Source organism: Kluyvera georgiana (genome assembly GCF_050990895.1).
Classification (GTDB): domain Bacteria; phylum Pseudomonadota; class Gammaproteobacteria; order Enterobacterales; family Enterobacteriaceae; genus Kluyvera; species Kluyvera georgiana.
This window is the reverse complement of sequence record NZ_CP158865.1, coordinates 3,534,934-3,559,804: the sequence shown is the minus strand read 5'-3', so window position 1 is coordinate 3,559,804 and position 24,871 is coordinate 3,534,934. Positions and strand designations below refer to the sequence as shown.

Annotated in this window: 26 protein-coding genes; 14 read left to right on the top strand and 12 right to left on the bottom strand. The window is 53.0% G+C overall.

The window, feature by feature from the left end; translation table 11 throughout:
- The first annotated feature begins 2 nt into the window (after window positions 1–2).
- The 7 genes from entE to ABTW00_RS16980 all read left to right on the top strand — a co-directional run bounded on the left by entE (window position 3) and on the right by ABTW00_RS16980 (window position 7,558).
- Window positions 3–1,613 carry a (2,3-dihydroxybenzoyl)adenylate synthase EntE gene (gene entE, locus ABTW00_RS17010; protein WP_433636429.1) on the top strand — a complete coding sequence of 537 codons (1,611 nt, stop codon included), beginning with the start codon at window positions 3–5 and terminating at the stop codon, window positions 1,611–1,613.
- A 13-nt stretch (window positions 1,614–1,626) separates the two neighbouring features.
- A complete protein-coding gene (locus ABTW00_RS17005; protein WP_065355494.1) occupies window positions 1,627–2,481 on the top strand; it encodes an isochorismatase in 855 nt (284 codons plus the stop codon).
- Window positions 2,481–3,236, top strand: a complete 756-nt coding sequence (gene entA / locus ABTW00_RS17000) for a 2,3-dihydro-2,3-dihydroxybenzoate dehydrogenase EntA (RefSeq protein ID WP_433636426.1) — start codon at window positions 2,481–2,483, stop codon at window positions 3,234–3,236. The genes ABTW00_RS17005 and entA overlap by 1 nt, the downstream gene beginning before the upstream one ends.
- 1 nt (window position 3,237) lies before the next feature.
- The gene (entH, locus tag ABTW00_RS16995) at window positions 3,238–3,651 is read left to right on the top strand and encodes a proofreading thioesterase EntH (RefSeq protein WP_064548199.1); all 414 of its coding nucleotides are present in this window, start codon (window positions 3,238–3,240) and stop codon (window positions 3,649–3,651) included.
- A gap of 293 nt (window positions 3,652–3,944) precedes the next feature.
- Window positions 3,945–6,050, top strand: coding sequence for a pyruvate/proton symporter CstA (gene cstA / locus ABTW00_RS16990; protein ID WP_433636423.1), 2,106 nt, complete (start codon window positions 3,945–3,947; stop codon window positions 6,048–6,050).
- Between the two features lie 60 nt (window positions 6,051–6,110).
- A complete protein-coding gene (locus ABTW00_RS16985) occupies window positions 6,111–6,308 on the top strand; it encodes a YbdD/YjiX family protein (protein ID WP_014169079.1) in 198 nt (65 codons plus the stop codon).
- A gap of 89 nt (window positions 6,309–6,397) precedes the next feature.
- Window positions 6,398–7,558 carry a pyridoxal phosphate-dependent aminotransferase gene (locus tag ABTW00_RS16980; protein WP_433636420.1) on the top strand — a complete coding sequence of 387 codons (1,161 nt, stop codon included), beginning with the start codon at window positions 6,398–6,400 and terminating at the stop codon, window positions 7,556–7,558.
- On the opposite strand, the gene ABTW00_RS16975 is transcribed toward ABTW00_RS16980, so the two are convergent.
- The 3 genes from ABTW00_RS16975 to citR form a co-directional block, all read right to left on the bottom strand.
- The gene (locus tag ABTW00_RS16975) at window positions 7,559–8,185 is read right to left on the bottom strand and encodes an IbrB-like domain-containing protein (RefSeq protein WP_064548206.1); all 627 of its coding nucleotides are present in this window, start codon (window positions 8,183–8,185) and stop codon (window positions 7,559–7,561) included.
- Entirely contained in the window at window positions 8,170–9,393 is a 1,224-nt protein-coding gene (locus tag ABTW00_RS16970; protein WP_433636419.1) for a phosphoadenosine phosphosulfate reductase, read from the bottom strand. The genes ABTW00_RS16975 and ABTW00_RS16970 overlap by 16 nt, the downstream gene beginning before the upstream one ends.
- A 133-nt stretch (window positions 9,394–9,526) precedes the next feature.
- On the bottom strand, window positions 9,527–10,423 hold the full coding sequence (gene citR, locus ABTW00_RS16965) for a DNA-binding transcriptional repressor CitR (protein WP_433636418.1): 897 nt from the start codon (window positions 10,421–10,423) through the stop codon (window positions 9,527–9,529).
- A 742-nt stretch (window positions 10,424–11,165) separates the two neighbouring features.
- Between citR and ahpC the strand changes: the two genes are divergently transcribed.
- Window positions 11,166–11,729 (top strand): alkyl hydroperoxide reductase subunit C, encoded by a 564-nt coding sequence (gene ahpC, locus ABTW00_RS16960; protein WP_004859485.1) that lies wholly within the window; start codon window positions 11,166–11,168, stop codon window positions 11,727–11,729.
- 179 nt (window positions 11,730–11,908) lie between these two features.
- Entirely contained in the window at window positions 11,909–13,474 is a 1,566-nt protein-coding gene (gene ahpF / locus ABTW00_RS16955) for an alkyl hydroperoxide reductase subunit F (RefSeq protein ID WP_433636416.1), read from the top strand.
- A gap of 69 nt (window positions 13,475–13,543) precedes the next feature.
- On the opposite strand, the gene uspG is transcribed toward ahpF, so the two are convergent.
- The gene (gene uspG, locus ABTW00_RS16950; RefSeq protein WP_064548214.1) at window positions 13,544–13,972 is read right to left on the bottom strand and encodes a universal stress protein UspG; all 429 of its coding nucleotides are present in this window, start codon (window positions 13,970–13,972) and stop codon (window positions 13,544–13,546) included.
- A 163-nt stretch (window positions 13,973–14,135) separates the two neighbouring features.
- The gene (gene rnk / locus ABTW00_RS16945) at window positions 14,136–14,546 is read right to left on the bottom strand and encodes a nucleoside diphosphate kinase regulator (RefSeq protein WP_065355501.1); all 411 of its coding nucleotides are present in this window, start codon (window positions 14,544–14,546) and stop codon (window positions 14,136–14,138) included.
- Window positions 14,547–14,780: 234 nt separating this feature from the next.
- Here rnk and ABTW00_RS16940 point away from each other — a divergent pair, with 234 nt between their 5' ends.
- Window positions 14,781–15,611, top strand: coding sequence for an alpha/beta fold hydrolase (locus tag ABTW00_RS16940; RefSeq protein ID WP_065355502.1), 831 nt, complete (start codon window positions 14,781–14,783; stop codon window positions 15,609–15,611).
- Window positions 15,612–15,644: 33 nt separating this feature from the next.
- On the opposite strand, the gene rna is transcribed toward ABTW00_RS16940, so the two are convergent.
- On the bottom strand, window positions 15,645–16,445 hold the full coding sequence (gene rna / locus ABTW00_RS16935) for a ribonuclease I (RefSeq protein WP_064548218.1): 801 nt from the start codon (window positions 16,443–16,445) through the stop codon (window positions 15,645–15,647).
- A 93-nt stretch (window positions 16,446–16,538) separates the two neighbouring features.
- Complete coding sequence (gene dcuC / locus ABTW00_RS16930; protein ID WP_065355503.1) at window positions 16,539–17,909, bottom strand: anaerobic C4-dicarboxylate transporter DcuC; 1,371 nt, start codon at window positions 17,907–17,909, stop codon at window positions 16,539–16,541.
- 652 nt (window positions 17,910–18,561) lie between these two features.
- On the opposite strand from dcuC, the gene pagP reads away from it, so the two are divergent.
- Both pagP and cspE read left to right on the top strand, forming a co-directional pair.
- Window positions 18,562–19,137 carry a lipid IV(A) palmitoyltransferase PagP gene (gene pagP / locus ABTW00_RS16925; RefSeq protein WP_064548222.1) on the top strand — a complete coding sequence of 192 codons (576 nt, stop codon included), beginning with the start codon at window positions 18,562–18,564 and terminating at the stop codon, window positions 19,135–19,137.
- A 162-nt stretch (window positions 19,138–19,299) separates the two neighbouring features.
- A complete protein-coding gene (cspE, locus tag ABTW00_RS16920) occupies window positions 19,300–19,509 on the top strand; it encodes a transcription antiterminator/RNA stability regulator CspE (protein WP_000034825.1) in 210 nt (69 codons plus the stop codon).
- Window positions 19,510–19,569: 60 nt separating this feature from the next.
- Here the strand turns inward: cspE and crcB are convergent, their stop codons facing one another.
- Window positions 19,570–19,953: a fluoride efflux transporter CrcB gene (crcB, locus tag ABTW00_RS16915; RefSeq protein WP_065355504.1), complete on the bottom strand. Its 384-nt coding sequence runs from the start codon at window positions 19,951–19,953 to the stop codon at window positions 19,570–19,572.
- Window positions 19,954–20,069: 116 nt separating this feature from the next.
- Between crcB and ABTW00_RS16910 the strand changes: the two genes are divergently transcribed.
- Window positions 20,070–20,858 (top strand): deaminated glutathione amidase, encoded by a 789-nt coding sequence (locus ABTW00_RS16910; RefSeq protein WP_064548226.1) that lies wholly within the window; start codon window positions 20,070–20,072, stop codon window positions 20,856–20,858.
- Between the two features lie 126 nt (window positions 20,859–20,984).
- Window positions 20,985–21,185, top strand: a complete 201-nt coding sequence (gene tatE, locus ABTW00_RS16905) for a twin-arginine translocase subunit TatE (protein WP_052284794.1) — start codon at window positions 20,985–20,987, stop codon at window positions 21,183–21,185.
- Between the two features lie 209 nt (window positions 21,186–21,394).
- Here tatE and lipA read toward each other — a convergent pair whose 3' ends face one another.
- The 4 genes from lipA to ybeD all read right to left on the bottom strand — a co-directional run bounded on the left by lipA (window position 21,395) and on the right by ybeD (window position 24,824).
- Window positions 21,395–22,360 (bottom strand): lipoyl synthase, encoded by a 966-nt coding sequence (gene lipA / locus ABTW00_RS16900; RefSeq protein WP_433636411.1) that lies wholly within the window; start codon window positions 22,358–22,360, stop codon window positions 21,395–21,397.
- A gap of 200 nt (window positions 22,361–22,560) precedes the next feature.
- Window positions 22,561–23,517, bottom strand: coding sequence for a YbeF family transcriptional regulator (locus ABTW00_RS16895; protein ID WP_064548230.1), 957 nt, complete (start codon window positions 23,515–23,517; stop codon window positions 22,561–22,563).
- A gap of 304 nt (window positions 23,518–23,821) precedes the next feature.
- Window positions 23,822–24,463: a lipoyl(octanoyl) transferase LipB gene (gene lipB / locus ABTW00_RS16890; RefSeq protein WP_433636410.1), complete on the bottom strand. Its 642-nt coding sequence runs from the start codon at window positions 24,461–24,463 to the stop codon at window positions 23,822–23,824.
- Window positions 24,464–24,560: 97 nt separating this feature from the next.
- Window positions 24,561–24,824 (bottom strand): DUF493 family protein YbeD, encoded by a 264-nt coding sequence (ybeD, locus tag ABTW00_RS16885; protein ID WP_035894333.1) that lies wholly within the window; start codon window positions 24,822–24,824, stop codon window positions 24,561–24,563.
- Window positions 24,825–24,871: the final 47 nt, after the last annotated feature.

Sequence of the window (24,871 nt, the reverse complement as noted above, 5' to 3'; positions counted from 1 at the left end):
GAATGACCGTAGAATTTACCCGCTGGCCGGATGCGCTTGCGGCGCGCTATCGTGAAAAAGGCTACTGGCAGGATCTGCTGCTCACCGACATGGTGACGCGTCACGCCGAAAGTGACGCGATTGCGGTTATCGACGGCGAACGTCAGATAAGCTACCGCGCGCTGAATCAGGCCATCGACAATCTGGCCGCGACGCTGCAAAACCAGGGGCTGAAGTGCGGCGAAACGGCGCTGGTGCAGTTGGGCAATATCGCCGAGTTTTACATCACCTTATTCGCATTGTTGAAGATTGGCGTTGCGCCAGTCAACGCGCTGTTCAGCCATCAGCGTAGCGAGCTGAATGCCTATGCCGAGCAGATCTCTCCCGCAGTCCTGATTGCCGATCGCGGGCACGCGCTGTTTGCCGACGATACCTTCCTCAATCATTTCTGCGCGCAGCACCGTGCTTTACGCGTCGTACTGCTACGCAATGGTGAAGGTGAACACGCGCTGGAATCGGCGATGGCTCGCCCGGCGATGGGCTTCACGCCGACGCCAACCGCCGCTGACGAAGTGGCCTTTTTTCAGCTTTCCGGCGGCAGTACCGGCACGCCGAAGCTTATCCCCCGCACCCATAACGACTATTACTACAGCATTCGCCGCAGTAATGAAGTGTGTCGCTTTGATGCCACGACGCGCTATCTGTGCGCTATTCCGTCAGCGCATAACTACGCCATGAGTTCACCTGGCGCGTTGGGCGTTTTCCTCGCAGAGGGGACGGTGGTGCTGGCGACGGACCCGAGCGCGACGCTGTGCTTCCCGCTGATTGAGAAACACCAGATTAACGTCGCGGCGCTGGTGCCCCCAGCGGTCAGCCTGTGGCTACAGGCCATTGCCGAGGGGGCCGGTAACGCTCAACTCCGTTCGCTCACGCTGCTACAGGTGGGCGGCGCGCGTCTGTCCGCCACGCTGGCGGCGCGGATTCCGGCAGAGATTGGCTGCCAGCTCCAGCAGGTGTTCGGCATGGCGGAAGGGCTGGTGAACTACACCCGTCTTGACGATACGTTGGAAAAAATCCTCAACACCCAGGGTTACCCGATGTGCCCTGACGATGAAGTGTGGGTGGCGGACGAAGAGGGCAATCCGCTGCCGCGCGGTGAAGTGGGACGCCTGATGACGCGCGGCCCGTATACCTTCCGCGGCTACTACAAAAGTCCTCAGCATAACGCCAGCGCGTTTGATGCCGATGGTTTCTACTGTTCCGGCGACCTGATCTCGATTGATGAGGAGGGTTACATCACCGTGCAGGGCCGTGAAAAAGATCAGATTAACCGCGGCGGCGAGAAGATTGCCGCGGAAGAGATTGAAAACCTGCTGCTGCGTCACGAGGCGGTGGTCCATGCGGCGCTGGTCAGCATGGAAGACACCCTGCTGGGCGAGAAAAGCTGCGCGTATCTGGTGGCGAAAGAACCGCTGCGCGCGGTGCAGGTCCGTCGCTTCCTGCGCGAACAGGGCGTGGCTGAATTTAAGCTGCCGGATCGCGTGGAGTGCGTGGATGAACTGCCGCTGACACACGTCGGCAAAGTGGATAAAAAACAATTGCGTCAGTGGCTGGCTAGCCGCTCGCAGGCCTGAAGGAGAGAACAACATGGCAATTCCGAAACTGCAGGGCTACGCGCTGCCGACCGCGATGGACATCCCGGAAAACAAGGTGAACTGGGCGTTTGAACCGGCGCGCGCGGCGCTGCTGATTCACGATATGCAGGAGTATTTCCTCAACTTCTGGGGCGAAGACAGCGAAATGATGGACACGGTGGTGGCCAACATCGCCGCGCTGCGCGATTTCTGCAAGAAAAACGGGATTCCGGTCTATTACACCGCGCAGCCAAAAGAGCAGAGCGACGAAGACCGCGCGCTGCTTAACGACATGTGGGGGCCGGGCCTGACCCGCTCGCCGGAGCAGCAGCGGGTAATTGCCGCGCTGGCGCCGGACGACCAGGATACCGTGCTGGTGAAGTGGCGCTACAGCGCATTTCATCGCTCGCCGCTGGAGCAGATGCTCAAAGAGACGGGCCGTAACCAGCTGATCATTACCGGGGTGTATGCGCACATCGGCTGTATGACCACCGCCACCGACGCCTTTATGCGCGATATTAAACCGTTCTTCGTCGCCGATGCGCTGGCGGATTTTAGCCGCGATGAGCATCTGATGTCGCTGAAATATGTCGCCGGTCGCAGCGGTCGCGTAGTGATGACCGACGAATTGCTGCCATCGGTTCCTGCCAGCAAAGAGGCGTTGCGCGCGCTGGTGCTGCCGCTGTTAGATGAGTCCGATGAACCGCTCGACGACGATAACCTGATTGATTACGGTCTCGATTCTGTCCGCATGATGGCGCTGGCGGCCCGCTGGCGTAAAGTGCACGGCGACATCGACTTCGTGATGCTGGCGAAAAATCCGAGCATTGACGCCTGGTGGGCGCTGCTTTCCCGCGAGGTGAAATAATGACTGGCTTTGATTTTCGCGGCCAGACCGTGTGGGTGACCGGGGCGGGGAAAGGCATTGGCTATAGCACCGCGCTGGCTTTCGTTGCAGCAGGCGCGCAGGTGACGGGGTTCGATTTAGCTTTCGACGGTGAAGATTACCCGTTTGCGACCGAGGTGCTGGATGTGGCCGATGCGCAGCAGGTGGCGCAGGTGTGTGAACGCCTGTTGGCAGGCGCTGAGCGTCTGGACGTGCTGGTGAACGCGGCGGGGATTTTGCGCATGGGGGCGACGGATGCGCTCAGTCAGGCCGACTGGCAGCAGACCTTTGCCGTCAATGTCGGCGGTGCGTTTAATTTATTCCAGAATACGATGGCGCAGTTTCGCCGTCAGCAGGGCGGGGCAATTGTCACCGTGGCGTCAGACGCCGCACACACGCCGCGCATCGGCATGAGCGCCTACGGAGCCTCCAAGGCGGCGCTGAAAAGCCTGGCGCTGACCGTGGGGTTAGAGCTGGCGAGCGCGGGGGTGCGCTGTAATATCGTCTCACCGGGTTCGACTGATACCGACATGCAGCGTACGCTGTGGGTCAGTGATGATGCGGAGCAGCAAAGGATCCGTGGGTTTGCCGAGCAGTTTAAGCTGGGCATTCCGCTGGGCAAAATTGCTCATCCGCAGGAAATTGCCAGCACTATTCTGTTCCTCGCCTCCCGCAGCGCCAGCCATATCACGCTGCAGGATATTGTGGTGGACGGCGGTTCGACGCTGGGGGCATAGGATGATCTGGAAACGTCATTTAACGCTGGATGAGCTGAACGCGACCAGCGATAACACCCTGGTGGCGCATTTAGGGATTATCTATACCCATATCGGTGACGATAGTCTGGAAGCGGTGATGCCGGTGGATAGCCGTACCCATCAGCCTTTTGGCCTGCTGCACGGCGGCGCGTCGGCGGCACTGGCAGAGACGCTAGGCTCGATGGCTGGTTTTCTGATGACTCGTGAGGGCCAGTGCGTGGTGGGCACCGAGCTGAATGCTTCCCACCATCGCCCGGTATCGCAAGGACAGGTGCGCGCAGTGTGTCAGCCGTTGCACCTGGGGCGGCAGAGCCAGAGCTGGGAAATTGTCGTTTTTGACGAGCAAGGGCGGCGCTGCTGTACCTGCCGGCTGGGAACGGCGGTGCTGGGGTAGCGTCATATTTTGCCGATAATGGTCGGATAAGCTCAGCGCCATCCGGCACGATGCCGTACATTGCCGGATGGCGCTGAGCTTATCCGGCCTACATTCCGTCTTGTCGTAGCCGTATTCATCTCAATTTACCCCTCTACCACTCATCCGTTTTTCTGACTTAAGTGATCCCGTTAACAATGTGATGTAAATGTCGGGTTCTGTTCCTGTTCAGATTGGTTTCAAGGTTGTTAAATCATACGTGTTGCTACGGACACAAAATGTAACATCCTCTGCTACTGATACGGACAATAACTATGAACAATTCAGGGAAATACCTTATATGGGCATTGCTCTCCATTGTCGGAGCCTTTGCCCTTGGCTATATCGCCCTCAACCGGGGGGAACAGATAAACGCGCTGTGGATAGTCGTCGCGGCGGTCTGTGTTTATCTTATCGCCTATCGTTTTTACGGCCTGTATATCGCCAAAAACGTGCTGCAGGTTGACCCAACGCGCATGACGCCAGCGGTGCGTCATAACGACGGTCTCGACTATGTGCCGACGGACAAAAAAGTGCTGTTTGGTCACCACTTTGCGGCGATTGCCGGGGCCGGACCTCTGGTCGGCCCGGTGCTGGCGGCACAGATGGGCTATCTGCCGGGGATGATCTGGCTGTTAGCCGGGGTCGTATTGGCCGGTGCGGTTCAGGACTTTATGGTGCTGTTTGTCTCCACTCGTCGCGACGGGCGTTCACTGGGTGAGCTGGTGAGAGAGGAGATGGGGCCGACGGCAGGGGTGATTGCACTGATTGCCACCTTTATGATCATGGTGATCATTCTGGCGGTGCTGGCGATGATCGTGGTGAAAGCGCTGACCCACAGCCCGTGGGGAACTTACACCGTGGCCTTTACCATCCCGCTGGCGCTGTTTATGGGGATTTACATTCGCTATCTGCGCCCGGGCCGCATTGGCGAAGTGTCGGTGATTGGCCTGGTGCTGCTGGTCTTTGCCATTATCTCCGGCGGCTGGGTTGCCGAGAGCGAGACCTGGGCACCGTGGTTTGACTATACCGGCGTGCAGTTGACCTGGATGCTGGTGGGCTACGGCTTTGTGGCCTCGGTGCTGCCGGTCTGGCTGCTGCTGGCGCCGCGTGATTATCTTTCTACCTTCCTGAAGATCGGTACCATTGTGGGTCTGGCGATCGGCATTCTGATAATGCGCCCGACTCTGACCATGCCAGCGCTGACCAAGTTCATCGACGGCACCGGTCCGGTCTGGACCGGCGATCTGTTCCCGTTCCTGTTTATCACCATCGCCTGTGGCGCGGTGTCAGGTTTCCACGCGCTGATCGCCTCCGGCACCACGCCGAAGATGCTGGCGAACGAAGGTCAGGCATGCTTTATCGGCTATGGCGGGATGTTGATGGAATCCTTTGTGGCGATTATGGCGCTGGTTTCCGCCTGTATTATCGACCCGGGCGTCTACTTTGCGATGAACAGCCCGATGGCGATGCTGGCACCGGCCGGTACCGCAGACGTGGTGGCCTCGGCGGCGCAGGTGGTGAGCTCCTGGGGCTTTGCGGTAACGCCCGATCTGCTGCATCAGATTGCCAACGAAGTGGGTGAGCAGTCGATTATCTCCCGTGCGGGCGGTGCGCCAACTCTGGCGGTGGGGATGGCCTATATCCTCCACGGTGCGCTGGGCGGCTTGATGGACGTGTCGTTCTGGTATCACTTTGCCATTCTGTTTGAAGCGCTGTTTATCCTGACGGCGGTGGATGCCGGGACCCGTGCGGCGCGCTTTATGCTGCAAGACCTGCTGGGGGTGATCAATCCGGGGCTGAAACGCACCGATTCGCTGCCGGCTAACCTGCTGGCCACGGCGCTGTGCGTGCTGGCCTGGGGTTACTTCCTTCATCAGGGCGTGGTGGATCCGCTGGGCGGTATCAATACCCTGTGGCCGCTGTTTGGTATCGCCAACCAGATGCTGGCAGGTATGGCGCTGATGCTGTGCGCGGTGGTACTGTTCAAGATGAAACGTCAGCGCTACGCGTGGGTTGCGCTGGTGCCGACGTCGTGGCTGCTGGTATGTACGCTGGTGGCGGGCTGGCAGAAATCGTTCAGCGAGGATACGCGCGTGGGCTTCCTGGCAATTGCCAATAAGTTCCAGGCGATGATCGACAGCGGTAACATTCCGCCGCAGTACACCGAATCGCAGCTTGCGCAGTTGGTATTTAACAACCGTCTTGATGCGGGTCTGACCATCTTCTTTATGGTGGTGGTCGTGGTGTTGGCGCTGTTCTCGCTGAAAACCGCGCTGGCGGCGCTGAAAGAGGACAAACCGACGTCAAAAGAAACGCCGTATGAGCCGATGCCGGCGGATGCGGATAACCTGGTTGCTCAGGCGAAACGCGCGCATTAATGTCATCTGTAACCCGGCCGAGCATGGCGACGCCGGGTTAACCTGATAAGGACAACAACGATGTTTGATACGCTTTCAAAAGCTGGAAAATACCTCGGCCAGGCGGCTAAGATGATGATTGGCGTACCGGATTACGACAACTACGTCGAGCATATGCGCGTTAATCACCCGGATCAGACGCCGATGACCTATGAAGCTTTTTTCCGCGACCGCCAGGATGCGCGCTACGGCGGGAAGGGCGGCGCAAAGTGCTGTTAAAAGTTTTAGACATCTAAACGTCTTGATTGCCAAGCTCGTTGACCGTGTTATAGTGATTTGACATCGGTTTTACGAGCGGCAGACGACGAATGACAACAACGCAACTCATCCCCCAGAGCAAACTCCCCAACCTCGGCACCACTATTTTCACCCAGATGAGCGCTCTGGCGCAGCAGCATCAGGCTATCAACTTGTCTCAGGGTTTTCCCGATTTTGACGGCCCAGCGTATCTGCAACAGCGGCTCGCGGATCATGTGGCGAGCGGCGCGAATCAGTACGCTCCGATGACCGGCGCGCTGGCGTTACGAGAAGCGATCGCCGAGAAAACCGCCGCGCTGTATGGCCACACGCCTGACGTTAACAGCGACATTACGGTGACAGCAGGGGCCACGGAAGCGCTGTATGCCGCGATTACCGCACTGGTGCGCGACGGTGACGAGGTGATTTGTTTTGACCCGAGCTACGATAGCTATGCGCCGGCGGTGGAACTGTCCGGCGGCGTGGTGAAACGTATCGCGCTACAGCCGCCGCATTTTCGCGTGGACTGGCAGACGTTTGCCACGCAGCTGAGCGAGAAGACACGGCTGGTCATCCTCAATACACCGCATAACCCGTCGGCCACCGTCTGGCAGGCGGCAGATTTTGAAGCACTGTGGCAGGCTATCGCCGAACGCGAGATTTATGTGCTAAGCGATGAAGTGTATGAGCACATCTGCTTTGCCGAAGACGGACACGCCAGCGTGCTGGCGCATCCGGCGCTTCGTGAACGTGCGGTCGCGGTGTCGTCGTTTGGTAAAACCTATCATATGACCGGTTGGAAGGTGGGTTACTGCGTAGCGCCAGCGCCTATCAGTGCGGAACTGCGGAAAGTGCATCAGTATTTGACCTTCGCGGTGAACACGCCAGCACAGCTGGCGCTGGCGGATATGCTGCGCACGCAGCCGGAGCACTACCGCCAACTGCCGGAATTTTATCAGGCACGGCGTGACCTGTTTGTTGATGCTCTCAGCCAGAGTCGCCTGAAGCTGCTGCCGTGTGAAGGCACCTACTTCCTGCTGGCTGACTACAGCGCGATTTCCGATCTGGATGATGTGAGCTTCTGCCGCTGGTTAACGACGGAAGTGGGCGTGGCGGCGATTCCGCTGTCGGTCTTTTGCGCCGCGCCGTTCCCGCATAGGCTGATTCGTCTGTGCTTCGCTAAACAGGAGGCGACGCTGCTGGCCGCCGCCGAGCGTCTTTGCCGACTGTAGCTATTTCACCGTCCAGGCCTGTGAGAACTGGCGATTGCCGAACATTTCACACAGGCCGTTAATCTGCTTCAGGCGCAGAATTTCGTCCGCATCCATACCCAGTTCCTGCCCCATTTTTTCATCGCTCCAGCCAAGTTGGCTCAGTTCGCGCACGATATCAGACATGGCGCTAATCTGGTGTCGCCCGCGCGCGCGGTTATGGCGCACGGTAGCGGCCATGCGTGAGGGGAGTGAATCGTCACACTTTTCCAGCTGGGTGATGGGCAGGTAGCCGTGAAAACGCTTTTTCAGCGTCGTTTTGGACTGTGACAGCAGGTGGCGATGGAAGCCGTCGACGATTTCATAATGACTTTCTTTTTTCTCAATGACCACGATAGGCTGGGTGAAACCGTCGGCCTCCAGTGATTTGGTCAGCAGACGTTTTTCCTGCGGCGCCATATTGTTAGGGTTGTAGTCGTTTGGCGAAATTTGCTCTTCTTTTACCCATAGCACGCAGTCGATAGGCTGATCTTTAAACGGGCTTTCGGCGTGTAAGGCCTGACGGAACTGGTTAATGGCATCGATTTTGTCATCCGGTGCGAGATGCTGCAGATAGTCTCGCAGCTGATTTATTAGTGTTTGTCGCATAAGATTCCCCATTGCTGACGCTTTTGTTCCATACGCGCGCGATAGCGCTGATAGTGATTTGCTTTGGTCGGGCTAAAGGAGAGCATTCGGCACCAATAGTCATTGTTTAACAGTACTTTGCATATCCTTCGCCACGATGGAATGTCCTTTGAACCCAAATCTTTTTCCTGTTCGTCAGGGATATCTTCCCAACCCTGTTTTTGATACCAGTGAAGGTAGACGGCAATTTTGTTGCGATAATGGTCGGCGGTGGTTTGCGGCATGCTGTGGAGTAGAAAATGCGCGTAGCTTCGCCAGCTGTAGTTTGCCGGTTTCTCGAGTTTACGATGGCCGTAAAATTGGTTGTCTTGCCCGGCATAAACGCCGCCGCTGTGTACGCCGCTGACCCGTTGACACATATCGGCCCAACGCTCCGGTTCCAGCACGTGATAGAGCCAGAGTCCCTGACGCTGTTCTGGCCCAAAGGGTTCGCAGATGCGCATGTAGCGCAATGGAACCCCTGCTTGATACATCAGATTGTAGAGGGGGTTATACGGCTGCTGGGTTTTGGCGAACCATGTCCAGATATCGGCAGTTTTCCAGTCGTAGATAGGGTAGACGTACCAGGCGTGATGACCCGGCGCGATGGTTGTCCAGGGTTTATCATCGGCAAAGCGCCGTTTCCGCTGGGAGGCAATCGTCAAAAAGCGGTTATAGGATTCGTCGGCACGGATCCCGACCATCACCGCTGCCGGGCGCTGCTGCGAGAACCATTCGGCGAACTTTTGCACGAACAGTTCAAAGGTCATTCCCGATTCATAAAAAGAGAAAAAGGCAGGATCGGTAATCGCATCGGATGGCGGTTGTCTGACCCATTTTGCGCCAGGCTCCCAGCATTGCCATTCCGGCTGAAATTGGGTCAGTGAGTTTTGCGTGGTAAGCGGTAGAGCCACCCAGTAAAAGTTCTCAATCACGTCCTGGTATTGTTGGCGTAATTTTTCACAGTGGTTAATGGTGTAAGAGAATTGCGCTTCCCAATCAATATACAGGACGCTAATTTTGTGTCCACGTTGTCGGGCAAGTTGTGCGGTTAAATGCAACATCACCGTTGAATCTTTTCCACCCGAAAATGAAACGCAAACGCGAGAGAAATTATCTAATGTCCAGATAATACGGTCGTGAGTCGCTTCCAGGACCGATTGCGTGAGCGGGAGTTTTACCATGGACATACGCCGCCATCCTTGAATACGTGTTCTATTAATAGAATCTTATATCATACAATAATATGAGTGATACTCACGAGAGTAATTTTCTCCTTTTTTGGAGCTATTTTTAATACAGGCTTTTTATAATAATTATAAATTATGACTCTAGTTTTTTTATTGCCCTGATGAATGCTTCTGAATTTAACGAGGCACGATTATAGCACACATAAATGGACACTTTGGGTAATGGTTTTGGAAGCGTAATCTCTTTCAGCCGCAGTGAGGCCCTTAACATTGTAAAATAAGGCTGCGGCACGATACCTATTAAATCAGCCTGGTATATTGCATTCATAACAGATATAAATGATGATGAGCGAAATACGCAATTGCGTTCGACCATAAAACTATTGTTATTGTACTGGTTGCGTTTTACCCAAGAATCCTGAACATCGTAATAGGTAAATTTTTCCTGGAGTATCTCCTCGTACGTAGCGTGAGTTCCCAGCCGCGGGTGGCCCTCCCGGCATATTAACACCGTATCAGCATCGTAAAATTTCTCGCACACCAGCGCGCGATTGTAGATGGGTGACGTGGTAATAACGATATCCGCTTTGCGGTAGTGCAGCAGGTTTTCTACCGAATCGTTAATACTTGTGTAATCATGGTACTCAATCTGGAGGTCTGGCTCGGCCAGGAGCGCATTAATAAAGTTGGCGAGTTTGGGGGTTGAGAAAATCTGTGGGCCGTAAATGATGATTTTTTTGTCAAGATCTGCACTGGCCATCATATTTATCGTCTGTTCTAACTGATTAAGATTTTTTGACAGATGCTGGTGTAGATTAACGGCAATCGTTGTGGGCGTGATCCCTTTTCCGGCGCGGACAAATAACGGATCGCTTAATTGCGAACGCAGACGTTGGAGTGATTGACTCACCGCTGAGGGGGTAATAAAGAGCATTTCAGCCGCTTTGCTGATGCTAAGATGTTGATAAATACACTCGAAAATAACCAGTAAGTTAAGGTCGAATCTTTTCAGGTCATAGAGATTTGCCATTTCGCATCCTTTCTAAATGAATAGGGGTATTCATTAACCCATCGCTACAGTCCATGTGTTCGAGAAACTAAAATATATCTTAAATCTTACTAAAGATAAATCATGATCGTGTAATTAGCGGTTAATAAATTTTTTCCTCATATGTTTAAAATATCAATCTGTTCTGTTTCACGGATAGATAATATGTATGGCCACTTTAAACTTACCACTGTTTATTATTTTCGACAATGTCTCTTTTATACAGGTAATAAATGAGAGGCATACGTAACATGCTATCTTTTATTGTTATTCGTAGGATTATACGGTTATAGGCGCACGATATGGGGTAAAGAACCCGTTAGATAGAAAATATCTGTAAAATCAGTTTGTTGTGAAGAGTCTACGGTGTAGCCTATCACAATCATAGACAGGACCTACCGTGTGTTAATTGCCCTTTGTCGGCTGGAGTGATGTAATCAAAAAGCTGTTACAACCTTTGCTAGGGTATGTAGAGCGCAACACTATGCCAGCCTGGCTGGCGCTGAACTCACCTGCGGGGGATTCAGGTAATCGGGCCGCCTTTGTTGCGGCCTTTTTACGTTAAGGGATGAGCGTTTAGTGCTTATCCCTGAACACAGGTTCACAAAGTTGTCTTGTTCCGGTTGTTAGATAACGCTTATTGATTTGATAATGTAAACGCATTGGTCGAATCAGGAATTATTCGTTAACTTAGACCTCAACGAAAACACGGAGGAAGTACTCGATGTCTTTAATTAACACTAAAATCAAACCTTTCAAAAACCAGGCGTTCAAAAACGGTGAGTTCATCGAAGTCACTGAGAAAGATACCGAAGGTCGCTGGAGCGTCTTCTTCTTCTACCCGGCTGATTTCACCTTCGTATGCCCGACCGAACTGGGCGACGTTGCAGACCATTACGAAGAACTGCAGAAACTGGGCGTGGACGTGTACTCTGTGTCTACCGACACTCACTTCACTCACAAAGCATGGCACAGCAGCTCTGACACCATCGCGAAAATCAAATACGCGATGATCGGTGACCCGACTGGCGCCCTGACCCGTAACTTCGACAATATGCGTGAAGATGAAGGTCTGGCTGACCGTGCGACCTTCGTTGTTGACCCGCAGGGCATCATCCAGGCTATCGAAGTTACCGCTGAAGGTATCGGCCGTGACGCTTCTGACCTGCTGCGTAAAATCAAAGCGGCTCAGTACGTTGCTTCTCACCCAGGCGAAGTATGCCCGGCTAAATGGAAAGAAGGCGAAGCGACTCTGGCTCCATCTCTGGACCTGGTCGGTAAAATCTAAATTTCCGTCGTTTTTCGCGCCGCAGCGTCTTGCTGTGACGCGAAATACTCAGGAAATAGCCCCCTTTAAAAACGGGTGCACCAGCACCCGAATTTCTTATTAGCGTCCATGATGCAAGCGCATTCAGGCTGCCGCGTGAGGCCGCTTGCATGATGATGTTTTAAGCCCAGGAGATAACAATGCTCGACACCAACATGAAAACCCAGCTCAAGGCCTATCTTGAGAAGCTGACCAAACCTGTTGAGCTGATTGCCACGCTGGATGACAGCGCTAAATCGGCAGAGATCAAGGAACTGTTGGCTGAAATTGCTGAACTGTCAGACAAAGTCACCTTTAAAGAAGACAACACCCTTGCTGTACGCAAGCCGTCGTTCTTGATCACCAATCCAGGTTCCCATCAGGGGCCGCGTTTTGCAGGTTCACCGCTGGGCCACGAGTTCACTTCGCTGGTGCTGGCGCTGCTGTGGACCGGTGGTCACCCGTCGAAAGAAGCGCAGTCTTTGCTGGAGCAGATTCGTGACATCGACGGTGATTTTGAGTTTGAAACCTACTACTCGCTGTCATGCCACAACTGCCCGGATGTGGTGCAGGCGCTGAATCTGATGTCGGTGTTAAACCCGCGCATCAAGCATACCGCGATCGATGGCGGTACTTTCCAGAACGAAATCACCGATCGTAACGTGATGGGCGTTCCGGCGGTTTATGTCAACGGCCAGGAGTTCGGTCAGGGTCGTATGACGCTGGCGGAAATCGTCGCAAAAGTAGACACCGGGGCGGAAAAACGTGCAGCGGAAGAGCTGAATAAACGCGATGCGTATGAGGTGCTGATTGTCGGTTCCGGCCCGTCCGGCGCGGCAGCGGCCGTTTACTCGGCGCGTAAAGGGATTCGTACCGGCCTGATGGGCGAGCGCTTTGGCGGCCAGGTGCTGGATACTGTCGATATTGAAAACTATATCTCCGTACCGAAGACCGAAGGTCAGAAGCTGGCGGGCGCGCTGAAGGCGCACGTAAGCGAATATGATGTAGACGTGATTGACTCCCAGAGCGCGACTAAGCTGGTGCCAGCCTCCGTTGAAGGCGGCCTGCATCAGATCGAAACCGCCTCCGGCGCGGTGCTGAAAGCGCGTAGCATTATTATCGCGACCGGCGCTAAGTGGCGTAACATGAACGTACCGGGTGAAGATCAGTATCGTACCAAGGGCGTAACCTATTGCCCGCACTGCGACGGCCCGCTGTTTAAGGGCAAACGCGTGGCGGTGATCGGCGGCGGCAACTCCGGCGTAGAAGCCGCAATCGACCTTGCGGGCGTGGTTGAACACGTCACTCTGTTGGAGTTTGCTCCAGAAATGAAAGCGGACCAGGTACTGCAGGATAAAGTACGTAGCCTGAAGAACGTGGACATCATCCTGAATGCGCAAACCACCGAAGTGAAAGGCGACGGCACCAAAGTCACCGGTTTGCAGTATCGTGACCGTGTGAGCGGCGATGAGCACCACGTGGCGTTGGCCGGGATCTTCGTGCAGATTGGTCTGCTGCCGAATACCACCTGGCTAGAGGGCGCAGTTGAGCGTAACCGGATGGGCGAAATCATCATCGATGCGAAATGCGAGACCAACGTTAAAGGCGTATTCGCCGCGGGTGACTGTACTACCGTGCCTTACAAACAGATTATTATCGCCGCTGGCGAAGGTGCGAAAGCGTCACTGAGCGCGTTCGATTATCTGATTCGCACCAAAACTGCATAAAAAAGAAGACAATGCCTGCAATGTCAAAGGCCACCGAAAGGTGGCCTTTTTTTGCGGATTACGCCGGGATCAGCGGACAACGAGTACCGGAATGTGTGCGTGGCGAATCACGCTGGAAGCGTTGGAACCGAGAAGGTGCGTACTGATAGATGGGTTACGCGAACCAATCACCACCATATCGGCGCCCAGTTCTTCAGCCAGCTCATTTACCGCATCGCGGACGCTACCCAGACGAACGTGTAGCTTGATGCGGGAAGGGTCGAGCGTGAAGTGGCTGACCATGGTGGTCAGGCGACTTTCAGCTTCCTGCTGAAGATGTTCCTCAAACCGGCGTAGATCGGCTGCAAAACGGCTCATGGTGTAGCTGGCAGATGCGGGCAACACGTGCAGCAGATGGATAATGCCATCCTGCTGGGCCAAAAACTCCGCGTGACGAATCGCTTTGTCACTCAACTCCATCTCAAAAACATCAACTGGCATAATGATTGTTTTGTACATAGGCTCCTCCTTGTCTTTGTAGAACAATCAAAACACATAATTCGTTTTGAATATGTCATTCAGTTCGCAAAATAGTTTATCGAAGAGAGGGGAGTTGTAAAGTTTGGTCAGACAGGGCAGAAAGAGGATGCCAGGCACCCTCTTAATTTAATACCGCGCGGAATTAACGATGAAATTCGCCGGCGGCTTCTGGCTGATACAGCAGCTCGAGGACTTCCAGGTGGGTTGAGGCGCCGCCCGGTAACTCCCAGTGGATAGTGCTGCCTGCACGCAGGCCGAGCAGGGCCGCGCCAACCGGGGCCATCACCGAGAGCTGGCTACTGCTATCGGTCATCTGGGCCGGGAAGACCAGCGTGCGGACGCGTTCTTCACCGGTGGTAAGATCGCGGAATCTGACCTGGCTATTCATACTGACTACGTCGTGCGGCATGTCCTCAGGGGCACACATCTGGGCACGATCCAGTTCGTCGTTTAGCGCGCTCGCCACCGGAGAATTTGCGTAAGCAGGTTGCTCAAGCAGGCGGTCGATACGCTCGGCATCGAACTCATTAATAATGATGGCAGGTCTGGTCATTATTTACTCCATGTCTATCGATTATCCAAAAGAAAACCCTCACCGCCAGCGGCAAGGGTTCATCTCACCCCATCATACTGATCCTGGCGTCAGGTTTGAAGTGATGAAGTGCACATTCGCAGATGGCAACACTCTTTGTTTTGTGAATTTTATGCGAAATCCATCGCAACTTATAAATCTGGATTATTCTTTTTAGGCTGCACCTGGCAGCGTCCTTCCAACACAGGAGATCGTATGAGCGGTTTCGATAAACTGACCCTGAAAGATGGTAGTTATCTCTGGTTTAAAGATTGGGGGAGCGGACAGCCGATTGTTTTTAGTCACGGCTGGCCGTTAACGTCTGATGCGTTTGAGGATCAGATGCTGTATCTGGGTTCGAAAGGGTACCGAGTCATCGCCCACGATAGACGAGGCCATGGGCGTTCGGCACAGCCCTGGGACGGGCATAATATGGATCAGTATGCCGACGACCTGGCGGAACTGACCTCGCATCTGAATCTAAAAGATGCGGTGCACGTGGGGCACTCTACCGGCGGCGGTGAAGTGGCTCACTACATTGGTCGTCATGGAACCAGTCGAGTGGCAAAAGCGGTACTGATTGGCGCGGTGACGCCGATTATGGTGAAAACGGATTTCAACCCCAACGGCGTGCCGCTTGAAGTGTTCGACGGTATTCGCAACGGCGTGGTGGAAGATCGCGGAGCCTTCTTTTACGAGCTGTCGGCGGCGTTCTATGGCTATAATCGCGCGGGCGCAAAAGAGTCAAAAGCGGTACGTGAAGGATTTGTTGAGCAAGGTCTACAAGGCTCTATCAAAGCGCTGTACGACTGCGTTAAAGCGTTTTCAGAAACCGATCTGCGTGAAGATTTGCGTAAGATAACGGTACCGACATTGGTGATTCACGGCGATGACGACCAGATTGTGCCGTTTGAAACCTGTGGCAAGGTCGCAGCGGAAATCTTACCGAACGCGGAGTTGAAGGTTTATAAAGGCGGATCGCACGGGATCTGTACGACTCACAAACATCAGATCAACGACGATCTGCTGGCATTCATTCAGAAATAACGATGCGCAGCCCCCGCGAGCGGGGGCTTGGGATCAATAACCGTTTTGATCCACCACGAACTGTTTGCCGCAGTTGCCGGGATGCGGTTGTGGTAGCAGGGAAGCAGCGGTGAGCGGGTCGTTGATGCTGGCCGATTTAATGGCAATTTGCATTTCTGTCAGATAGGCCGGATTACCGTTACAGGTTAGCTTAACGGCTTTCACGTTCTCTTTGCCGAAGGCCGAAGCCACCGCACTGTCAAAGCTGGCGCGAGTGACGGTTTTACCGTAGTTGGCCGCGAGGAAGGTGCCGATAGCGCTCTGCTTCACTTCGCTATTCAGACGTACCATCGTACTGAAGTAGGTATCAGGGTCGAAGCCAAAACAGACGCCGTGTTTGGCGTATTCATAGCGCTCAAGACAGCTTTTTCCCCCGCTGCCAGGCATGACCTGGTTGAGCTTATTGGCCACTTCCAACGACAGACCGGTCTCTTCGGCGGCGCATTTACGGCTGGCTTTGGCTTCCGGCATATTGGGGATGGGGCGCGTGGCGCAACCGAAGCGCATCCAGCGATTATTATCGACCCCGCGTGAGGCGATCGACGCCGGCAGGCCAGGCCATAGGCCGTGAACCGTCAAGTAGTCGGCTTTGTTGACCGCTTCTTTTGGCTGCTGACATTCCAGTGGTTCTTTGCGATTTCTGTCGTGCTGACTCTGGCAAAAACCGGTTTGCCAGGAAAGAGCCAGCACATAACGATCGAAGTCACCATATTGTGTCGGTGCGAGAGGGGCGGCCTGTAGGCTGCCGGCGCAGAGCAACAGCGCGCATCCTGACACAATATTCTTCCTTAGCATTTTCCTGACTCCACGTTTTAAATCATTTAGTGACGTTATTACATAATAAAATAAGGCGCCCTCAGGCGCCTTATTTATTTCATCAATCAATGTTTACGCGGCGGCGCCGGGAACCAGAATTTCCGTGGCGATAATCACCACCAGCAGGCCGACAAGAACCGGTACCGAGGTACGTTTGACCACTTCGAACGGCGAGATTTTTGCCATCCCGGCGACCGCAACTACCACGCCGGAGACCGGGGAGATGGTACGACCCAGGTTGGAGGCCTGCAGCATCGGAATGGAGAGATATGCCGGGTTAATGCCGGAAGAGTGCGCCAGTTTTGGAATCATCTCGACGAAAGCGTAGAACGGCGCGTTACCGGAACCGGTGGTCATCGCGGCCAGCATGGTCAGCACCACCAGCACCAACATCAGGATAATGCTGGCGGATCCAAATGAGGTCGCAATAGAGATCAGGCTATTGATAAAACCGATAGTACTCAAGCCTTGCGCGAAAACACCGGCCGCAACTAACAGCATAACCACGCCAGCAAAGGCGTCGGCCATCCCGCGATAGGCGACTTCAAGGCCGGCAAATACGTTCTGGGTGTTAAAGCCACGACAGAATTCCAGCACGGCGGCCAGCAGCATGCAAATCACCAGAATGGCGATAATATGCAGTTCCGGGCCCCATTTACCGTCGAAAATCAGTACGCCAATAATTGGCGTGAACGGCAGAATGGCATAGAAACTTGGGGCCGTGGTGGTAATTTCGCTGACATCCAGCATCTCGTGCGAGATGTGTTCTTTCTTGTCCAGATAGCGCTGCCAGAAGAAATGGGCGATAGCCATCGCGATAATCGCGGCGATGGAGATCGGCAGCGTGGTTTTAAAAGCGAAATCGATTAACGGCATTTCAGCGGCCTTGGCGGCCAGCACGACGTCGCCGGAAGTCGGGGAGAGAATAATAGCGGCCGGGGAGGCACAAATAGCGGCCGCGGCGCCTCGGCTAATACCAACGTTAACCATCACCGGGAACAGCGTCGCCATCAGCAATACGCCAAGGCCGGTTGCCGAAGAGACGGCCAGCGACATCAGGCACGCCACAAAATAAGCGGCAATCATCAGTAAATACGGTGAGTTGATATATTGCAGCGGTTTTGATGCCAGCTTAACGACCATATCATTGGCGCCAATATGGGTCATATAAGCCGCAAAGCCACAGAGCATCATTATCATCATGCCGAGGTCGCCGCCGCGGCTCATCAGCAGAATTTTAATATATTCAACTATGTCGGTGGCAGAGTAACCGGTGCTGGTTGCGTTGCCTGGTAAAATCTTATGCCCCATCAATGCGCTGGCAATCAGCAGCAGCAGGCCACCAACAAAAAGGACTCCCGTTGCGGAATATCCTTTGATGATGTAGCGGGCAACGCCCACGATAACCACAACACCAATCAGGAGTTCAAAGAACGTTAACATTATTAACACCTATCGCCCAGTTATAAAAATTGATACAGAACAGCATCAAAAAGTAAGTGGTGAAATGTGCCGAAAAAAACGGCAAATTTAGCTGATGAAAATCAAAAAACAGACTAATTCAAGATGATGATAATGCAATTTACACGATGTACTCACAAAGCGGAACATTGACGTAGCAGTAAGTATAGTGGATTGGTTGAATAATAAACAATAAAGGTAAATGAAATGTTGTTTTTTCAACAAGGTAGAGGCATAGGGATGGGGGAAGATACGGTGGTTGCGCCAGTGAGCTGAAGGGCATGCTTTTTATCACTCAGGATGAAATATTTAAAGTTATTAATTCCGTCGCGTTGGGCTTTAAATAATCTGGTAAGAAAATATCAGGAATATTAGTGGAATAATACGAGTTTTAATTTTGCTAATATTAAAAGCATAGACCGTTTTTCCCGAGTGCGCTAAAGATGTTTACAATTTACCTTATAAAAGATATTTATTCGCATTAAAAGCATGGCTTTGATTTGACGAGTATCTAAGAATATTCTAATTTATTGTCTGGCGGTGAAAAAACGACTATCGATTGGTACCGTTGCACAGCTATTGAGTTTATCCTTGTTAGACTATTCTTAATGGATAATTTATTGGCAAGTCTATCGTGTTAAAACTAAATAAAATTTTCTCGCTATCGCTGATTTTCGCGGGGCTGTATGGTGCAGCGTATCCTGTCGAGGCCTCTTTTACGGAAACGATCAAAGATGGCTATAACACGTTGAGCAATAACATTGTGCAGACGTGGGATGAACCACAGCACTACGATCTGTACGTGCCGGCTATCACCTGGCATGCGCGTTTTGCCTATGATAAAGAAAAAACCGACGAGTACAATGAGCGTCCCTGGGGGGCGGGGTTCGGCGTATCGCGCTGGGATGATAAAGGTAACTGGCACGGCATTTATCTGATGGCTTTTAAAGACTCCTTTAATAAATGGGAACCTATCGGCGGTTACGGCTGGGAGAAAACCTGGCGTCCGCTGGCAGATGATAACTTCCGTCTTGGGCTGGGCTATACCGTTGGGGTAACCGCCCGCGATAACTGGAACTACATTCCGCTGCCGGTGGTGCTGCCGCTGGCCTCTATTGGCTATGGGCCGGCCACGTTCCAGATGACCTACATTCCAGGCACTTATAACAATGGTAATGTCTACTTTGCCTGGCTGCGTTTCCAGTTCTGATTACGGGGTCAGGAACCAGGGCCGGGATAATGTCAACCTGCAAATAAAAGTTAGCGACATTTATCACTTTTTAACAAACTTGGACTGGACAAAACGCACGACAATTGTTGTACTGTTAACTGACACAGATTAGTGTCGTTTTTTCATATAAAGGTAATTTTGATGTCTAAGATTAAAGGTAACGTTAAGTGGTTTAATGAGTCCAAAGGATTCGGTTTCATTACTCCGGAAGATGGCAGCAAAGACGTATTCGTACACTTCTCTGCAATCCAGACCAACGGTTTCAAAACTCTGGCTGAAGGTCAGCGCGTAGAGTTCGAAATCACTAACGGTGCCAAAGGCCCTTCTGCTGCTAACGTCATCGCTCTGTAAGCGAAAAATAGCAGTCAGAATTCAAAACCCGCTTAAATGCGGGTTTTTTTTATCTTGCTTCTACCCCTGACTGCTGGCGCTGAACAGCCAGAACGCCAATGCCGTCATGGCGAAAGAGCCAAACAGGTTCACTGCGACGTTCAGCAGCGCCCAACTGACCTTTCCCGCCTGTAAAAGGAATACCACTTCAGCCGAAAAGGTGGAGAAGGTGGTCAATCCGCCGCAGAAGCCGGTGGTGATTAACACTTTCCATACCGGGTCAATTTGCGGTAGCCGATTAAACCAGGCCAGACCCGCGCCGATAATAAATGCGCCAAGCAGGTTCGCCACCAGTGTTCCAATCGGCAGCGCATGGTGCAAAGGATTAAAGCGAAGGCTGAGCAGCCAGCGGGCAACGCTGCCGGTGCCGCCACCGATAAATACGGCCAACAAAAGTTGCGTCATGCGGATTTCCTGCCATTGTCAAAACATCATCCGAGTTTAACCCTGCCGGGCGAATCTGGCTATATACTCATTAGTATTCATCATCTTGATATATCGGTAGAACTTAAGGAGAGGCTATGCGAGTTGCCGCGGGGCAGTTTATCGTCACATCGGAGTGGCGGGAGAATGCGCAAACCGCTGTATCGTTGATGCAGGCTGCGGCGGAACAGCACGCTGATTTATTGGTGCTACCAGAGGCCCTGCTGGCGCGCAGCGATAGCGACCCTGATATGTCGGTGAAGTCCGCGCAACCGCTGGATGGCGGTTTTATGCAGCATCTCAAAGCGCAAAGCTCTCGCGATACGCTGACGACCCTATTGACTATCCACACGCCCTCGACGGAAGGGAGAGCCTGCAACACGCTGGTGGCGCTGCGCGGCGGTGAGGTGATTGCCCACTATCATAAGCTGCATCTGTATGATGCTTTCGCGATACAGGAGTCGAAGAGAGTGGATGCCGGGAACGCGTTGCCGCCGCTGATTGAGGTGGCAGGTTTTCAGGTGGGGTTAATGACCTGCTATGACCTGCGTTTCCCGGACATGGCGTTGGCGCTTGCTCTTCAAGGGGCCGAGATTCTGGCACTGCCTGCCGCCTGGGTGCGTGGGCCGCATAAAGAGCACCACTGGGCCACGCTGCTGGCAGCGCGGGCGTTGGATACCACCTGTTATATTGTTGCCAGCGGCGAGTGCGGCACGCGCAATATCGGCCAGAGTCGGATAGTTGACCCGCTGGGCGTTACGCTGGCCGGCGCATCGATTGAGCCACAGCTGATTATGTCCGACCTGCGGCGCGACGATCTTACTCGCATTCGTCAGCAGCTTCCGGTACTGCAAAATCGACGTTTTGCGCTACCGCAATTAACGTGACGTTTTTTTAAACAACGCTTGATTCACCTTGTTACAGATTGCTATTGTGTGCACGCGCCAGATGACCGTTAATAAACTACGGTGATATGGCGCATTCTGCAGCCTGTTTTTGAGAAGAAGGTATCTATGGGTGAGATTAGTATTACCAAACTGCTGGTAGTGGCAGCACTGATTATTCTGGTGTTTGGTACCAAGAAATTACGGACTCTGGGTGGAGATCTGGGTTCAGCGATCAAAGGCTTTAAGAAAGCCATGAATGATGATGAAACCACCGCGCAGAAAAGCGCAGACGAGACTCCGGCAGAAAAACTCTCTCATAAAGAGTAAGCAGGGCAGCGTTTAACATGGCGTGCCGATCAGCGCGTGCCATGCCCAGGCCAGAAGGCCTGCGGAAGGGGCTTCAGCATGACGATGCTGAGGCCTTTTTTGTGGAATCATGTTTCTGAATGTATTTCATTGAAACAATATATTTCACTGATGGGCATTAAAAAAGCCGCTATCGGAAGAGAGCGGCTTTTTTGCGTCAGGCGGTGGCCTTACTTCACTTCAAGGCCCTTAGCCTGAAGGTCCGCATGGTAGGACGAACGCACGAACGGGCCGCAAGCGGCGTGGGTAAAGCCCATCGCCAGCGCTTCGGCTTTCATTTCTTCAAACTCGTCCGGGCTAACGTAGCGCTGTACCGGCAGGTGGTGACGGCTTGGCTGCAGGTATTGGCCCAGCGTCAGCATAGTGACGCCGTGGCGGCGTAGATCGCGCATAACCTCGATGATTTCAGCATTGGTTTCACCGAGGCCAACCATCAGGCCGGATTTGGTAGGAATGTCCGGGTGCGCTTCTTTAAAACGCTCCAGCAGCTTCAGCGACCAGTTGTAGTCGGCACCCGGACGAACCTGACGATAAATACGCGGCACGTTTTCCAGGTTGTGGTTAAACACGTCCGGCGGCGTCTCGGTCAGGATCTCTAAGGCGCGGTCCATACGGCCACGGAAGTCGGGCACCAGCGTTTCAATCTTAATGCTCGGGCTTTTCTCGCGAATGGCGGAAATACAGTCGGCGAAGTGTTGAGCACCGCCGTCGCGCAGATCGTCGCGATCCACCGAGGTGATGACGACATAACGCAGCGCCATATCAGCAATGGTCTGCGCCAGTTTCTTCGGTTCATTGGCATCAGGCGCGACCGGGCGACCGTGGGCCACGTCGCAGAACGGGCAGCGACGGGTACAGATAGCACCGAGAATCATAAAGGTCGCGGTACCGTGGTTGAAACATTCCGCCAGGTTCGGACAGGAAGCTTCTTCACATACGGAGTGCAGACCATTTTTACGCATGGCCGCTTTGATACCCTGGATACGGGAAGAGTCTGCCGGAAGTTTAATTTTCATCCATTCCGGTTTTCGCAGCAGCGCTTCGCGCTCTGTTGCCACGTTTTTAACCGGGATAAGGGCCATTTTATCGGCGTCGCGGTACTTAACACCGCGTTCCATCACAATGGGTTTACTCATAGCGTACGTGTTCCAGTTCCGAGTATCGAGGGAAAGCGTTTCAATTCAAGGGAATGTTGTATTTATCAACTATTTTTGAATTAATGACACGCAGTATACCATTGAAACGGGGTTTAAAGCAGCCTGCCTGGCCGGCAAATTGTAAAATAGTTGTTGAATAATGCTTTTTTGCCGGCAAGGTGGAGTGGCGGGCAGGAGAATCAGAATGCCTGCTGAATCACGTTGATAATGTTTTGCATTACCGGGTCCCGCAGACTGAGTTTGTTGTAATGCAATGAAAAGTCGACCCGTTCCTGCTGCAGGGGAGCAAAGTCCAGGGTGCACAGCGGCCAGCACTGCTTAAAGATATGGTAGAAGCGTTGCGGCATAATGCCAATCAGATTGCTTGAGGCTATCAGTGACGCGATGGTGAACAGGTTGTAACTGCTTACGCTGACCTGACGATCGGGGAGCATATCGCGAATGCGTTTATACTGATCGTTTTGCCCCGCGCCATCCATCGTGAGCAGCGTGTGTTCATACTGCATCAGCGTATCAACCGAGGTCTCTTCGTTAAGCGCCGGATGGTCATTGCGACAGACCAGCACCAGTTTATCGCTAAATAGCGCATGACGGCCCAAGGTGCGCGGGTTGTTATGTTCGTGGTTATCGATGACCAAATCCGTCTGGAACTGGCTGAGCTGGGTGTTGGCGTCGGTCACCGCAACGTTACGCAGCAGCACTTGCGGATAGGTCTCTTTGACTACCTGATAGATAACCGGCATTACGATAGCGCCAACGGATGCCGCCGTACCGATAGTGATGACCCGCTGCTTATCGTAGCTGCCGTCGAGGTCCAGTGCGCCCAGAATCGACTCCAGCCCCTGGCTGATGTATTCATGCAGGTGGGTCGCGTAGGCTGTTGGCGTCACGCCCTGTCCTTTACGAATGAACAGGGGGTCGGGAAAGAGGAGACGAAGTTTCTGGATTGATTGACTAATGGCCGATGGCGTGAGGTTCAGAATTTTCGCCGCATTGACAATGCCTTTATGCACATAGACTGCTTCAAATATGGTCAATAAGTTCAGGTCTATATTACGCAGGGTGCGAAAGATTTGTGGCGTATCATTATCGACATTCATATTTATTTTATTTTCAGGCTTATTGTTATAATCCACACTGCTCACTCCATATTCATTCACTCCATGAATGATAGTTGATGATTTCATTATTATTATGATTGGTGAGTCCATCCTACCGCAAGATGGAAATGGAAATTTTCTTTATGGGTCAATGCATTAATGATTCTAATGCTTCATTAAGTGTATATCGTTGTCGTGATTTTGCAAAAAAATGAGAACCAGTCTTCATTTTCAGAACATGAACGGCTGAAAGAATAGAGAAACTTGACGGTGTTATAAAAGGCGTGCGATGGGGATAGTCAACGACCCAACACAATATTGGGCCGAAATGTATAATATATTAAGCAGAGATATATTCGTGCGGAGGATTGTTTAGCAACGCTAAAAAATGACTGACAAGAATTGGGGATATATTTTCCGGCTTTGCCTCACTCATCCATTCTGAGACCTGTGCCATCTCCATGCCCGCATAACCGCAAGGGTTGATTCGCAGGAAAGGGGATAAGTCCATCGCGATATTCAGCGCCAGCCCGTGGAAAGAGCAGCCTTTACGGATACGGAGCCCCAGCGAGCAGATCTTTTTCTCACCCACGTACACGCCCGGCGCATCGGCGCGCGGATGTGCCTCAATGCCTAGCTCTGCTAATGTATTAACGACGGTTTGCTCCAACAGCGTCACCAGTTCGCGTACCCCCAGCTTGCGGCGCTTCAGGTTCAGCAGAACGTACATCACCTGCTGGCCCGGCCCGTGGTAGGTTACCTGGCCGCCGCGGTCGCTCTGGATGACCGGAATATCGCCGGGAACCAGGACGTGTTCTGCTTTACCCGCCTGACCCTGCGTGAATACCGGTTGATGCTCCACCAGCCAGATCTCGTCCAGAGTGGATTCATCGCGATTATCGGTAAAGTCATGCATCGCCTGAGAAATGGGTTCGTAAGGCTGTAGGCCCAGTTGACGAATGAGGAGGGTATTAAAATCCAAAACAGCGTCTCCACAGAGGGGAAATGATGGACGCAGAGTATATCACAGGGAGAAGGGGGGAGGCGTTACCCGGCAGTGCCGGGTAACGGAGATGCGATTACAGCACCATACGGACAATTTCAATATTGCCCAGCTCTTCGTACAGCGTCTCTACCTGCTCAATGTGGGTAGCATTGATAGTAATGGACACCGAGTGGTAATTGCCTTTGCTGCTCGGTTTTATCTGCGGAGAGTAGTCACCTGGCGCATGGCGCTGTACCACTTCAACCACCAGGTCAACCAGCTCAGGTTTCGCCAGACCCATTACTTTGTAAGTAAACGGTGTAGGGAATTCAAGCAGTTCGTTCAGTTTGGTTTTCATGTCAGCTCCAGTGTTAAAAAAGAATAACTCCCGCATGGTTAGCGGGA